Genomic DNA, 13,053 nt, shown 5'->3' on the forward strand with positions numbered 1-13,053 from the left:
CTGTGCGCTGTATGCCAATAAGTTAATTGGCAGGTCTTAGCGTTTCGATGCCCTGAGCATCAACCCAAAAAATATCAGCATCTCTTGAAGGTGTGGTACGGTTAAAGAACAGATATTTGCCATCTGGCGTTACACTCGCTGACGCCTCCCGCGCACTCGTGTTTACTTTGTCTCCCAGATTAATCACTTCGCCCCAACTACCGTCTTTCAAACGAAAGCTGATATAAAGATCTGAGTTACCAAACCCTGAATCTCGAACCCCGTCCCATATAATGTAAGAATCATCGGGCGCGATAAATGGATGTGCATTATAAAGGCCAGTGTTAATTTCAGGACCTAATTTAACCGGTCTTTGCCGTTGACCATTTTTCATCTCAGAGATCCTAATAACATCGCCACTTTTATAATCGTCAAACACATACGTACCACTCGCAGATGCACTTAACCGCATGATCCCCCAGCTTTCTTTATCAAACATAGGACCAAGACTTTTGGCTTCAGACCAGCTCCCCTCTCGACGCGTCATAATATATTTACCCATATGCATGGTCTCGCCATCTGGTGCTAGCAATGGCCTGCCAACTCTTGGACCTACAGTCGTTTCATACCACTGTTCACCTCGCTGCTCGTATGCAATTAAACTCCAACGGTTCACGTTCAGGTCCTTTCGCGTAAAATAAAAAGTTTTCATGTCGGGAGAGAAAAACGCATTGTGATCTCTGTGCTCTGTTGACACCGTGCCAAGCGCAAATACTTGAGGTGTGTCCCCAGGTGGTGTTTGGCCAAGATAAGGACCGGATATAAGCTGCGCATAACTCTTAGCAGACATTGATATCATCAACAGCGCTAAACCAATGTTTATTTTCATTTTTATTACTCACTTTCTTCTGTTAGAGATTATTTTATGAGAGTGGGTAAGGTAACAATTTCAGCAAAATTCTCTTGAATTTCTGATGATTTATTAATGACCTTTATCTGATTTCTACCGTTTTCCTTTACGTTTAAGCTCCTCTAATCGCTCCCGCTCCGCTAAAATCATCTTTAACATCTGGATGCGAAGTTCCGCTTCTTGCTGTTTAAATTCAGAGAGCTGCTCTTCAAGCACTTTCACTTCATCTACTTTTGTTTGGTCACGATACTTTTTACTGCCTACATGTTCGATTAAAGCTTGCTGCTCATCATTAGTCGCGTCTGGGAGTTGTTCGACCCGTAAAAAACGCTGCTCTTGGGACTGCATTAGCTTATTAATTCTCTCTTGGAGCTTACGAATTTGCGCTTGAATGAGATCCATTGCCTTTTCTAAGTTTTCATAATCCTCTTTAAATACAGGGTTATCTTCCTTATAACCAGCCGCTTCGTCATCGAGTTCTTTGGAAAGCATCGCGGGTACCTCTTGCTTTTCCTCCACATCGCTTTGGGATTGCGATTCTAACTGGTTGGAAGCAGCTTGAGCCGAGCCCTGTGATTTCAACTCAGCCAGTTGCTTTAACGGTGATAAGCCACCTTGATGTATTTGAATATCCATTTTCACTCCTTGGGATAGACACTGATTGTTATACATATCGGAAAAGCTGGAAAAAACTTAATTAAATTTATGTTGTGCGTTCCTAATTTCGTTTCCGCTGTCTTCAAACTGACATCAACTCGCGACCAATTTGTCATAAATACCAGCAAAAATACTCGATAAGCTAACTCGGCTAGGAAGTATGTTGGTATAGCCTCTTTTTTTCGCGGGAGCGTTATGGAAAACAAGCAAATTGCAGTGGTAACTGGTGCCTTTGGTGGGATTGGTTCTGCTATTACGAAAACACTCATTGAAAAAGATTTTTTTGTTATAGCGATAGCAAGCGAAAGGCGTAATGAGGCCGACTTTGATCTCTGGCTTAACACGCTACAAATAAATCCAGCTGCAGTAAAACCTTTATTCTTGGATGTGACTAACGCTGAGCAATGCCACGCAGCGATGACTCAGGTCCTACAAGAATTTGGTAATATCGATTTACTCGTAAACAACGCCGGGATCACACGCGACTCAGCGTTTAAAAAAATGACCCACGCGCAATGGAGCGAGGTGATCAACACCAATCTAAATTCCCTTTTTAATATGACCAACCCTATCTTTGCGGCAATGTGCGCTAATAAGCAAGGTCGTATCGTTAATATCTCTAGCGTTAATGGCCTAAAAGGTCAATTTGGGCAGGCAAATTATTCCGCTGCGAAAGCGGGCATGATTGGGTTTACTAAAGCGCTAGCCTATGAAGGTGCGAGAAGCGGTGTCACCGTCAATGCAGTAGCGCCAGGCTACACGGAAACGCCTATGGTAAGCGCCATGCGTGAAGACGTATTAAATAGCATAAAAGCACAAGTACCGATGCAACGTTTAGCCACGCCTGACGAAGTTGCAGCCGCAGTTGCTTACTTAGCATCAAATACAGCCGGTTACATTACTGGCGAAACCCTGTCGCTCAATGGCGGCCTATATATGCAATAACCTAAAAAACCTCAGGTTAAATACCACCGAGGGAGCGCGCTGTCCCTGATGTTCGGTGGTGCTAACTGATCACTATCATCCATTGTGTTAATTTAATCGATAACAAGGAAAAGACCATGTACAGCGATTTATTCAAAACATTCAACGAACAAACTGAGCAATTCTTTGCACCAGCGGTACAGTTTAACCAAATCGTAGCAAAAAACATCGAAGCACTCTCAAAAATTCAGCTGCACTCGGCTGAACAGATCACTAAAACATCCATTGAGCAGCTAAAGCAAGCGACTGAAATCAAAGATGCAAAATCTATGATGGATTTTAACGCAAGTCAGTTGAACGCGTTAAACGCTCTAAGCCAACAGATGATCCAAGATGGTCAAAAGCTTTCTCAATTAGGTCAAGAATTTAAAGACAGCTTAGAATCTCTTGGCAAAGAAACCCTAAAAACCGCGAAAGCGCAATAACCTGCAATTTTGGGCGACTTAGGTCGCCTTACCCGTTCAAACAACACAAAGGATCTACCTGTATGGGCACTCAAGAAAATATTGAGCAAGGGTTAACTGCGTGGTGGCAATATAACCAAGAATTGTGGCAGCTCGCAGCGACACATTTTGGTAAAGAGAATCCATTACAAAATGCATTAAATGAGCAAAACCAAGCCGACTTACAAAGCTGGCTCAGTGCACTCAATCAGCAACCGGAAACCTTTATTAAACAGCAAAATGCGTGGTGGCAGACTCAGTTTGCAATTTTTCAAAACAGTTTTATGCCACAAACTACCGATGATAAAGAAGACATTATTAGCCCAGAACGTGGAGACAAACGCTTTGTAGACCCTGATTGGCAAGAAAATCCTTGGTTTAACTACCTTAAACAAAGCTATCTTTGGTTTGGACAATCACTACAAAACACCATTGAAAATACTCCAGGCCTCGACCCAAAACTTAAAGAGCGATTAGCGTTTTTTGCAAGACAGTCCGTTAATTCAGTATCACCGAGCAACTTTGTTTCAACCAACCCTGAATTACTTAAGCTGACGTTAGAAAGTAACGGGCAAAATCTATTCGATGGACTGGCGCGCTTAAAAAAAGATCTAGCCAAAAGTACTGAAATGCTCCGAGTCAGCATGACCAATGAAAATGCGTATACACTCGGGGAAGACCTAGCTTGTACACCGGGTAGAGTGGTATTTCAAAACCACTTGTTTGAATTGATCCAATATCATCCGACTACGGAGCAAGTACACAAGACTCCCCAGCTTATCGTGCCGCCATTTGTTAATAAATACTATATTTTGGACTTGAGAGCAGATAACTCCATGGTTAAATGGGCACTTGAACAAGGCTATACCGTGTTAATGATGTCATGGAAAAACCCAGATCCAAGCATGGCAAATATTGCGTTTGACGACTACGTCGTAGACGGTGTGTTATGTGCTTTAGAGCAAACTGAAAAACAAACAGGCGAAACACAAATCCATACTGTGGGTTATTGTATCGGCGGCACTCTACTCACCTCATGTATGGCCTATATTGCTGCTAAGCGCATGAAACAAAGAGTAAAAAGTGCAACCTTGTTGACCACGATTTTAGATTTCTCGCAGCCAGGTGAACTTGGTGCATTTATCAATGAGCCCACCATTAATGCGCTAGAACAGTATAATAATCAAAATGGCGTGATGTCTGGGCATCTGCTCGGTACTTCTTTTAGTATGCTGAGAGAAAACAGCTTGTATTGGAATTACTTCGTTAATAACTACCTCAAAGGCAAAGCGCCCGCTGACTTAGATTTACTCTATTGGAATAGTGATAGTACAAATCTAACAGCGGCCTGCCACAACTTTATTTTGCGGGACTTATATCTTAATAATCAGCTTATTGAAGACAAGTCTGTCAGTATTCGTGGCACTAAAATTGACCTCAGTAAAGTAAAGCAACCTGTCTACTTTCTCTCTACCCGTGACGATCATATTGCGCTGTGGCAAGGCACTTTTGAGGGCGCCAAAAGACTCAGCAGCCCGCTCACTTTTGTGCTTGGGGAGTCAGGTCATATTGCCGGAGTGGTCAACCCGCCAAGTGCAAACAAATATGGTTATTGGTTTGATGGACAAGACCACGAGAACCCCGCTGAGTGGCTTGCCTCGGCAAAGCATGAAAGCGGGTCATGGTGGTCGCATTGGGCACAGTGGTTACATCAAATAAACCCAGAGCAAGTTCCAGCCCGTGCCGCGCAAAGTGATGAACAACCGGGGATTTACGATGCCCCCGGAGAATACGTCAAACAGAGTATTTAAGAAACTTACAATCAAATCAATTAGAGGCAAGCTATCTTGCTTCTAATATTTCCCGTTATTGACACACGCTACACATTCGGTCAGTCTAGAACGCAAAAATATAGGGAAATAACATGATTGGATTTCTTCTACTTGTTGCGGTATTTGTGGTCTTTGTTGGTGTATTACAATATCAAAAAGTAAAAATGACGGCGCGTAGACGTAGTTTTATTCAAGATTACGATCTCACGCATTTAAGACCCAAACTCAGTCAACATTATCCTGAACTTACCAATGAGCAACTTACACAGGTTGAATTGGGCCTTAAGCAGTTTTTCCAAGCGAACTTATTGCTCGAAGATCAGTCCTTAGCTATGCCCTCCCAGGTTGTCGATGCGCTGTGGCATGAATTTATTTTACACACACAAGAGTATCATTCCTTTTGCTATGAGGCCTTTGACCGTTTCTTACATCATTGTCCATCTGAGGCAATGAAAGGGAAAAACAAAGCTCAGCTCAGTCTGCGTAAAACATGGAGAGCCTGCTGTAGCATCGAAGGAATATCTCCTCGCAGACCGGCTACTTTACCTATATTATTCGCAGTTGACGCTTTACTTAATATTCCAAATGGCTATTACTACTCGGCAACTGATTTTCGAGAGCCCATTGCCAAAGGCGACTCCAGCAGCACAACCTATGCGGGGCACATCGGGTGTACGTCAATGGACAGTGGCGACAGCAGTACCTCCTCGTCGAGTTCTTCAAACTCAAGTTGTAATAGTGGCTCAAGTTGTGGCAGCGGCTGTAGCAGTTAGTCTTAATAATTGATGAAGTAACCTTTTACATTCGTTAACGTTAAGACCTTATATTGACGCTTAAGATTAGCTACTATTTGTACCGGTTTAACTAGTTTTCGTTTGGTGATCCGGTGCCTATTGTTAACAAATATTACTGCTTAGTATTTTCAGCTTTACTGGTGTCAGGGTGTCATCAGTTGGGTGAAGGCCAACCTTTGTGGAAAATAGCCTCTGAGGGCATTATCTTTGACGGGCAGCTGCAAACACATCTTTCCGCAGCTTCAATTCAATGCGAACAGTGTGAAGTCAAGCGCCAGTCCGATATGCGCCCTTCTGGCCCCGCGGATTACACATTGGTGTCGGAAAACCACAAACTAAAAGCGATTTGGGGTAAAAGTAGTAATGCCGCTTTATATATTCCAAATAACGCCGGCAGAACCTTAATAAATTTAGCACCAGATACCGAAACTGGTGTCTGGATAATGGATTTAGATAGCACACCAAAACCCCTAAAGGTGGGTAAGGTGAATTATGTGATGCTTGGTGCTGACACTTACCAAGTGGTGATCAGCCCAAATTCACAGCGTACAAACTTCGAGTACGCCGTCCTTGTGAAATAGCTTTTATTTCGTTTCTAAAATCGTTACTGCATCCGGTTTGAGCCTAACTAGACTCATCCCCTCAGTGACTTTGCTTGCATCAAACGCTTCACCGTTTTCGTGCGCTCTATGGGCCAAATAACGCTTCGTTTTCTCAATATCTAGCTCGAACTGTTCAAGTACACCAGTCGCATAAGCGCGCTTGCCAATGGCTGACATTGGAAAAACCATATCGCCATCCCGTACCTTTACGTTTATTTCCTCACCATTATCTACCTTCAGTGTCATCCAACAGCCACGCTTTTTGCACACTTTTACCACTTCACCTGACAGCGTGATCTCACTTCCCGTAAACTGCTCCGAGTTTTTCAATACATCTGCGGCCGCAACAAGCTTGTTCATGTTCGCACCGCCGCCAAACTCAATTGTTTTAGCATCAGCCGTTGATACTAGCAGTGTGATAACTAAACCACAGAGTAAATTGTTTATCTTCATATTTTTCCTTAAAAGTCAGAATAGTAACGCCTTTATCTATATAACTATAAGTCATTATTTATTGCAATTAGATCTTATAACAACTAACATCTTCGCCGCAATTGCAAATGGTAATTATTTTTATTAAGGATTAATAATATGAAACTCTCTACTCTCTCTTTATCCATTCTTGCAACCTTCAGCGGCTGGAATGCATATGCTGAGCCGTCTTCCCCAACCAATTCCGAAATTGAAAAAATAGAGGTGTTGGGACACAAATTATCGACCTTAAACCATGATGTAGCGGCTTCAGTTTCAGCGCTAACGGAAGAGCAAATAGCGCGGCAACAAGCATCCGATTTAAACCAATTACTCAAGACTCTCCCCAATGTTGAACTATTTGGTAGCGTGACGCCGCTCTCTGGACAACCCGCCATTCGAGGGTTGTACGGTGAACGAATACACATCTCTGTAGACAATGTGAAACGTAAGATTGATTCGGATGGCAGCCAAAATATCGCGCAAATTAATTCCTTGGGAATAAACCCAGATCAATTAAAGCAAGTGCAAGTATTACGAGGTGCCGATTCTTTAACCGTCGGTTCAGGGGCCATCGGAGGGAGTATACGACTCGTAACCAAAAACGCTGCAGATTACCTAAATGACCAGCATGGATTTGGCGTCAAAGCTTCGGTCACACATTTATCTGTATCGGATGCCAATGATATTAGCGTCAGTCTATTTCACCTGAATGATCACAGTGATACGGTCTTGTCTCTTGGCCAAGTGGAATTTAACGATATTGATGTCGTGGCAGACACCAAAGCCGCAGAAGACGAAAGTATCCAGCAGATAAGTAAAATAAAGAATCAGTCAAAACGTCAAAACCTCGCGCTTAAAAATACTTGGTACATCAACGAACACCATACTTTGAGCAGTAAAATTGATTACAGTAAAACCGAGTCAATCGATCAGCCATATGCCCAGCGCATAGACTTAGCGTTGGCCTATCCGACACTTGCAGAAGATTACAAAAATGACTATCTGGAAGGAATGCTCAACTACACGTATCAAGGTGTTAGCAAGTTGCTTGACTTAGATATACAAGCATTCTTTGCACAAAAAACCTATGATGAAATCACCAAAGGTTATATTGAACGCGGCAGCAACAAAATTAACTATGATGGAGAGAAAAATGGAGAAAGTACGCGCAAAGGCTTGAGAGTCGCTAACTTGGCTACATTCACTGGGAAAATAAAGCACAAGCTAGCCATTGAAGCGCAGTACGAATCCGAAAGCTTCGACCAACAGCAATGGGACGAAAATCCTGCTGATAAGTCAACCTACTATGGCGATAGCGATGCCTCCAATTGGTCAATTTCTGTTATCGATCAAAGTCAGTTTTTAAATGAGAGATTACTCCTTACAGGAGGAGTGAGATTCGATAAATACACCCGCTCAAGTAACCATTTTGTCGCCTATTCCGATAATGATGATTCTGAACTCTCTAGCGAGCTAGGAGTAACTTTTAAAATCGCGGATTATCTTAATTTTTACGCTAAAGCCGCGGAGGCATTTCGAGCACCTTCGCTTCAAGAGTTGTATAAAAAAGATGAGTGGAGATGTCATATTGGTGGAAAAATTTGCTTTAGCGAACCGCAACCAGATTTAAAAGCCGAAGACTCTCAAAGCTACGAAGTTGGTTTTGGTTTGAGTTGGCAAGACTTATCCTTCGCTGATAACTTCAGTGTAAAAGTCATGTACTTTGATAGTGAGGTAGATAATTACATCGACAATGTACCTTTTATGTACTACATCGATGAGAATGGCAATAAACAGCTCGGCTCACCCGGTCCCAATCCCAGCAATGGGGTCCCTGTCGCCACACACCGTGATTATAGTGCGAAAAACATCGGCAAGTTATTCAGTCACGGTATTGAAATTGAAACACAGTATTCATTTAAAAAATTAGACATCTACCTAGGATACGCCTCTATGAATATGGATGTCGTCGGTGTACCTAATTTCTTTTTAGGCACTATTGACCATACACGCCAGCCATATTCTGAAGCACCAGCAGATAAGCTTACTTGGAATACCAATTATCAATTGAACAGTAATTTAAATCTGGGTTTTCAATTGTTACACTACAGAGCTCAACAGCGCCTTAGCGAAGATCTCATCACACGCGGATACGGTACTGGGACCTATACTATCTACAACCTCAACGTAAAATACCAAGGTGAGGGAGTATTATCAGGCTTTTCTGCCCGACTGGGTGTAGACAACCTAACGGATAAGCGTTATTTGCGAGCGCCAGCAAGTGAAGCGAACGACCCCGCAGAGCTTGGCAGAAACATTAAAGCGACAGTAAGCTACCAATTTTGATAAAGTAAATGTGATTTTAGAACAAAAATGCCGACTTAAAGTCGGCATTTTTAACATCATTTGGGTTTTTGCTCGTTATAGTTTTTTCAGCTTCATATCAGTGCCAAATACAAGGCCATGATCTGCAACATCCATACTAAACTCAAACACCATATTTTGCTGTAAAAGTGCATCAATACCTTCGGGCATTGGTTGACCAGTCGCTTTTGCCGCCTCTAACATTGGTGCTAAAAACGCTTGCATATCCATACTGAAATGCGTCATGCCATTAGTTTCTAGTGCTTGGCTTGCCATTTTCTCAGCAATAATTGTCGCCTTTTCACCCGTAAACAGCACTAAGTGATCGCCTTTAACCGCCAACTTGATATCCATACCCAATGGCTGCGGAGATGGAATGTACTGGTTAATTGAAACCGGAGTACCATCTTCTGGGATTTGAATTTGACCCAGCATAGGTGCAAGCCCTTTCACCGTATTAACAAGTACTAAAGGATCTTCAGCAGATAATGTGACTAGCGCATCAAACGTTTTAGGTTCTGGCATGCCTTGGTCGTTTGGCTCCATAACAAGATCAAAAACGGATGCACTCACGCCTTTAACCGAGTTCGCCATGCCTGTCATCATCGCAATAGCCATTGGACTGTTTTGTTTCGCTTGCTGCTGTAGTGCAACGAGTTCAGAACACTTGAATTCAGCTTTAGTAAAGCGGCCCCAAAGGGTGTTTACAAGCGGTGCAACTTTTGCAACATCAACACCATAGCCAAACCCTAGCACTTTCTCTTCGCCGTTGGTGACGTGCGCAGGAATAAAACCACGGATAGACCCAAGCGCTTTCATCAGTTCAGCATCTTTACCCACCACCACAGTATCAACTTCAAAGTCGATTGCGGAATTTGTAAATTTGATATTCTTGGTACCCAATACCGTCGCAGGCCACAGATTGGCGATTTCGCTGTAGTCCGCCTGACACTCTGGAGCACGTACCGCTGCTAATTTCTCAGTACCACCACCTAGCTGCAATAGATTATTTAACATACGAGTCAAATCAGACTGCTTGTTTGCAGTAATACCATCGACGATAGCCACATGGTTCAGAAACGCAATTGACGAACCATCAAAACCAAACTGCGTATTGTATTGCTCAAGTTTGCCAGATTGCGCCAGTGACTGGGCTGGTTTGGCAATACCCAAAGCAACTTTTAAATCCGCTTCGGTGTTAATTGGCGTGTTAAATGTTGTTGTTACCCATTGACCTTGCACGGATGTGATAAGCTCAATTTTAGCTTCTGGCGCGAACTCAAGCTGATAACGCGTTAATGCGACACCATCAAGCGTATCTTCTTGGTATGTGATTTCGGCATCTTTTGCAGCCATTTTTATCGTACGTTGAAAAGCCTCAGGATCCGCCAGTTCATAGCGCAATGTTGGCAGCAAACCAACTGTGTAGAATACACTTCTGACCGTATCACCCATGCCTAAGATAGCTTTCATTTGTTCAGGGGATGTCATCGCTAGATTGTATTGCTCTAGTAGCGTTGCTACAAAGTCCAAGTGCTTATCATTTTCTTTTCTAAGCAACCCAGTTATCTCTTCGATATTTTGAACCTGTCGAAGCTCTTCAGGCATGAAAGACAAATATTTTTGTTGCTCAAAAGGCGTTAATTGCCCCCAAAATACCGCGGTATCAGCCGGAACATATTCCAGTTGTTCCATCGCGATGCTTGAAGAAGATGATGATTGAGTGGTTACATAAGCACCAACGGCAATAGCCACAGCACCTAAGCCAACGAGAAGTTTTGTATTCATAATGTGATCCTTGTTATCACCACGGAACATAGCCAAACACGTGGTAAATTTATTCTTCCCTACGAACCGCAACGATTGCGCGCGTCAGAGGTCGTTGCATAAAGACAATTGCATGTCCAAAAATGCAGCGCTATTGTACCTCGATTATTGTCTCAATTCCATTAATTGTGAATGATCAAGCTACTCTCAATATTCGGTCAGTTTTAAAATGAGCTTGATCGTTACACCAATAACCACCAAGCTCTCATTTACAGGGTTATTGACTTTCTGCTTGTAGAGTCAACCCTGAAAAAGCGGCGTAACCATAGAGCCCAATATGCCAAGTTCCCGCATTTGGATTGGTGATTGTGCACGTTTCATTATTGCCATTTTCATAAGGCCGACATTCGTAGGTATTACTATTTGGTTGTTGACCAAAACGCAGATATAAATCAGCATCTCCAGTACCACCCGATGCCTTTACTTGCAGGCTCTGTGTTCCCTGTGCCACGTCAAAAGTATAATACTGCCACTGACCTTTACTGGCGGATTGATCCAACCATTGCTGGCTATTACCTTGATCTGGAGGAGTGTCAGTATAAACCGTAGCTGTTAACGCAACGCCCGAATAACGCTCATAGCCATCAAGCATGACATAGTAACGACCTGTTTGTACTGGAGTAATTGTACAGACTTCATTATTACCTGATTTATAGGGTCGACAATCGTAGTTTTGTGTCGTTGGTTCCGCATTAAAGCGCACATACATATCTACATCCCCACTGCCGCCCGCCGTTTCAACTCTTAGCTGCGTTGCTCCTGCTGGCACATCAATGTAATAAAGTACCTGAGAAGACTTAGCACCAGTGACATTCGCTTGTGTTTGACCACTGATAAGTTCAATTGCAGCTGGCGGCTCAATAATGGGAGTTTCTATCACAGATAGATTATTGCTTGCTTTGATCAGATTCAGTTCATCACCAATTTCGGCGGCATACCACCATGTCATATTCATAGGTAACGCAAGCGGATCGGCATCTCGCTGCGCCTTAGATAAGGCAGTTGCATTGCTTGAAAACTCAGCAGTTCGAACAGTAAGCTTATCATTTGTCACACTCAACACTTTAAACTGTTGAATACTCGCAAGGTCGATAGTCCAGCTTTTTGGATCATTGGCGCTTCTCGCTGGTGCACCCCAGCTTCCCTCACCCACATAAACGGTGCCGCCTTGGGTCGTTGCAGTAAAGCCATTGCTGGTAGGCGTTAGTGCGTAAGTCAGTTTATTGATATGAGTATCGGACTCTACCACTAAGTTCATCGCATTATTATAGAAGTCTTGTGCCCACCAAGTGTGTAATATGGTGTTGTCTGACTTACCTGAATAGTGAGGATACATCGGCTTATGATACTGAGCGATACGCCACGTTGCGCTGTTGCCCTGAGACTGTAAGTCGCTTTTCAGCCAATTGTTCATCGCTGTGGCATAGCTCGACCAGCCACTATTTTTAAATTGGCTGTTTAAGGTATAAACCCTTAAAAGCCCCGCCACGTTAAAAGCACCATAGGTATCTTTTGCTGTACACGCACCATCTTGGTCATAATCTACGCCAAATACTTCGCATAGCGTTTTGTAGTTATCGTCTTCGTGATTGCCATGTGTTGCTACAAATGGATAAATTCGCTTGTATGCAAGGCCATCAATCAAATCATCCGAAAAGGTTAATTGCCAATCTTTTAAGTATTCACGCATTTCAGAAACGGAGTTTGCATTGGTGTAATCGCCACCATGCATAATAAATAGCGGTCGAATTTTAGCGATCAACTCATTGCCTTTACGGCGTGTTGTCCAACCCGTGCGCGTATCACCACCAGCTACAGCAGTGATCCCTGATGCCGTTTGCGGCGCAGTTCTGAACCACAAACGCTGACCGCAACCTTGTGAATCACAAACACGATAATAAACCGCACTATCAGAGGTTAAGCCGGTTAATTTCACAAATGAACTTGAGAGGCCACCGTCAAAGGTATGCGTAGCGCTGACCGCAGCACTTTGCCAACTCTGCTCATCCGTTGTGCTGCCATATTTAACAATATGATTAGTGCCTGATGTAGGTGTAAACCCTATTGTTGCTGAAGTGCTTGGACTGGTGTCCCACACAAGACGGTGGTAGTCACTCGCAGCAAAACTGCTGCAAGATAGACCTGCTGCAACCACACAAGTTGCCATTTGAGTATATTTCATTTCCT

General features: G+C 43.2%; 11 protein-coding genes. 6 read left to right on the forward strand and 5 right to left on the reverse strand.

The window, feature by feature from the left end:
- Positions 1 to 22: 22 nt before the first annotated feature.
- Together GSF13_RS18890 and GSF13_RS18895 are read right to left on the reverse strand one after the other, a co-directional pair.
- Positions 23 to 868: a PD40 domain-containing protein gene (locus GSF13_RS18890; protein ID WP_211866677.1), complete on the reverse strand. Its 846-nt coding sequence runs from the start codon at positions 866 to 868 to the stop codon at positions 23 to 25.
- 114 nt (positions 869 to 982) lie between these two features.
- Positions 983 to 1,525: a hypothetical protein gene (locus GSF13_RS18895; RefSeq protein ID WP_010606555.1), complete on the reverse strand. Its 543-nt coding sequence runs from the start codon at positions 1,523 to 1,525 to the stop codon at positions 983 to 985.
- A gap of 216 nt (positions 1,526 to 1,741) precedes the next feature.
- Between GSF13_RS18895 and GSF13_RS18900 the strand changes: the two genes are divergently transcribed.
- The 5 genes from GSF13_RS18900 (at position 1,742) to GSF13_RS18920 (ending at position 6,180) form a co-directional block, all read left to right on the forward strand.
- Positions 1,742 to 2,491: an SDR family oxidoreductase gene (locus GSF13_RS18900; RefSeq protein WP_174169936.1), complete on the forward strand. Its 750-nt coding sequence runs from the start codon at positions 1,742 to 1,744 to the stop codon at positions 2,489 to 2,491.
- Between the two features lie 116 nt (positions 2,492 to 2,607).
- Positions 2,608 to 2,955, forward strand: a complete 348-nt coding sequence (locus GSF13_RS18905) for a phasin family protein (protein ID WP_017216260.1) — start codon at positions 2,608 to 2,610, stop codon at positions 2,953 to 2,955.
- 62 nt (positions 2,956 to 3,017) lie between these two features.
- The gene (gene phaC / locus GSF13_RS18910; protein WP_211866679.1) at positions 3,018 to 4,784 is read left to right on the forward strand and encodes a class I poly(R)-hydroxyalkanoic acid synthase; all 1,767 of its coding nucleotides are present in this window, start codon (positions 3,018 to 3,020) and stop codon (positions 4,782 to 4,784) included.
- 113 nt (positions 4,785 to 4,897) lie between these two features.
- Entirely contained in the window at positions 4,898 to 5,578 is a 681-nt protein-coding gene (locus GSF13_RS18915; RefSeq protein ID WP_174169935.1) for a hypothetical protein, read from the forward strand.
- A 113-nt stretch (positions 5,579 to 5,691) separates the two neighbouring features.
- The gene (locus tag GSF13_RS18920) at positions 5,692 to 6,180 is read left to right on the forward strand and encodes a hypothetical protein (protein ID WP_174169934.1); all 489 of its coding nucleotides are present in this window, start codon (positions 5,692 to 5,694) and stop codon (positions 6,178 to 6,180) included.
- Between the two features lie 3 nt (positions 6,181 to 6,183).
- Here the strand turns inward: GSF13_RS18920 and GSF13_RS18925 are convergent, their stop codons facing one another.
- The gene (locus GSF13_RS18925) at positions 6,184 to 6,654 is read right to left on the reverse strand and encodes a DUF4920 domain-containing protein (RefSeq protein WP_010606549.1); all 471 of its coding nucleotides are present in this window, start codon (positions 6,652 to 6,654) and stop codon (positions 6,184 to 6,186) included.
- Positions 6,655 to 6,792: 138 nt separating this feature from the next.
- Here GSF13_RS18925 and GSF13_RS18930 point away from each other — a divergent pair, with 138 nt between their 5' ends.
- Positions 6,793 to 9,021: a TonB-dependent receptor gene (locus GSF13_RS18930; protein ID WP_211866681.1), complete on the forward strand. Its 2,229-nt coding sequence runs from the start codon at positions 6,793 to 6,795 to the stop codon at positions 9,019 to 9,021.
- A gap of 75 nt (positions 9,022 to 9,096) precedes the next feature.
- On the opposite strand, the gene GSF13_RS18935 is transcribed toward GSF13_RS18930, so the two are convergent.
- Both GSF13_RS18935 and GSF13_RS18940 read right to left on the reverse strand, forming a co-directional pair.
- Positions 9,097 to 10,827, reverse strand: coding sequence for a hypothetical protein (locus tag GSF13_RS18935; protein ID WP_010606547.1), 1,731 nt, complete (start codon positions 10,825 to 10,827; stop codon positions 9,097 to 9,099).
- A gap of 256 nt (positions 10,828 to 11,083) precedes the next feature.
- Positions 11,084 to 13,048, reverse strand: a complete 1,965-nt coding sequence (locus GSF13_RS18940) for a pre-peptidase C-terminal domain-containing protein (RefSeq protein WP_211866683.1) — start codon at positions 13,046 to 13,048, stop codon at positions 11,084 to 11,086.
- Positions 13,049 to 13,053 lie beyond the last annotated feature (5 nt).

Origin of the sequence: Pseudoalteromonas sp. M8, assembly GCF_018141365.1 — a bacterium.
In the GTDB taxonomy this organism is placed as follows: domain Bacteria; phylum Pseudomonadota; class Gammaproteobacteria; order Enterobacterales; family Alteromonadaceae; genus Pseudoalteromonas.

Bases quoted from the DNA above. Each gene is read 5' to 3' on its own strand.
- GSF13_RS18890 (WP_211866677.1), bottom strand. From the start codon at position 868: ATGAAAATAAACATTGGTTTAGCGCTGTTGATGATATCAATGTCTGCT.
- GSF13_RS18895 (WP_010606555.1), bottom strand. From the start codon at position 1,525: ATGGATATTCAAATACATCAAGGTGGCTTATCACCGTTAAAGCAACTG.
- GSF13_RS18900 (WP_174169936.1), top strand. From the start codon at position 1,742: ATGGAAAACAAGCAAATTGCAGTGGTAACTGGTGCCTTTGGTGGGATT.
- GSF13_RS18905 (WP_017216260.1), top strand. From the start codon at position 2,608: ATGTACAGCGATTTATTCAAAACATTCAACGAACAAACTGAGCAATTC.
- phaC (WP_211866679.1), top strand. From the start codon at position 3,018: ATGGGCACTCAAGAAAATATTGAGCAAGGGTTAACTGCGTGGTGGCAA.
- GSF13_RS18915 (WP_174169935.1), top strand. From the start codon at position 4,898: ATGATTGGATTTCTTCTACTTGTTGCGGTATTTGTGGTCTTTGTTGGT.
- GSF13_RS18925 (WP_010606549.1), bottom strand. From the start codon at position 6,654: ATGAAGATAAACAATTTACTCTGTGGTTTAGTTATCACACTGCTAGTA.
- GSF13_RS18930 (WP_211866681.1), top strand. From the start codon at position 6,793: ATGAAACTCTCTACTCTCTCTTTATCCATTCTTGCAACCTTCAGCGGC.
- GSF13_RS18935 (WP_010606547.1), bottom strand. From the start codon at position 10,827: ATGAATACAAAACTTCTCGTTGGCTTAGGTGCTGTGGCTATTGCCGTT.
- GSF13_RS18940 (WP_211866683.1), bottom strand. From the start codon at position 13,048: ATGAAATATACTCAAATGGCAACTTGTGTGGTTGCAGCAGGTCTATCT.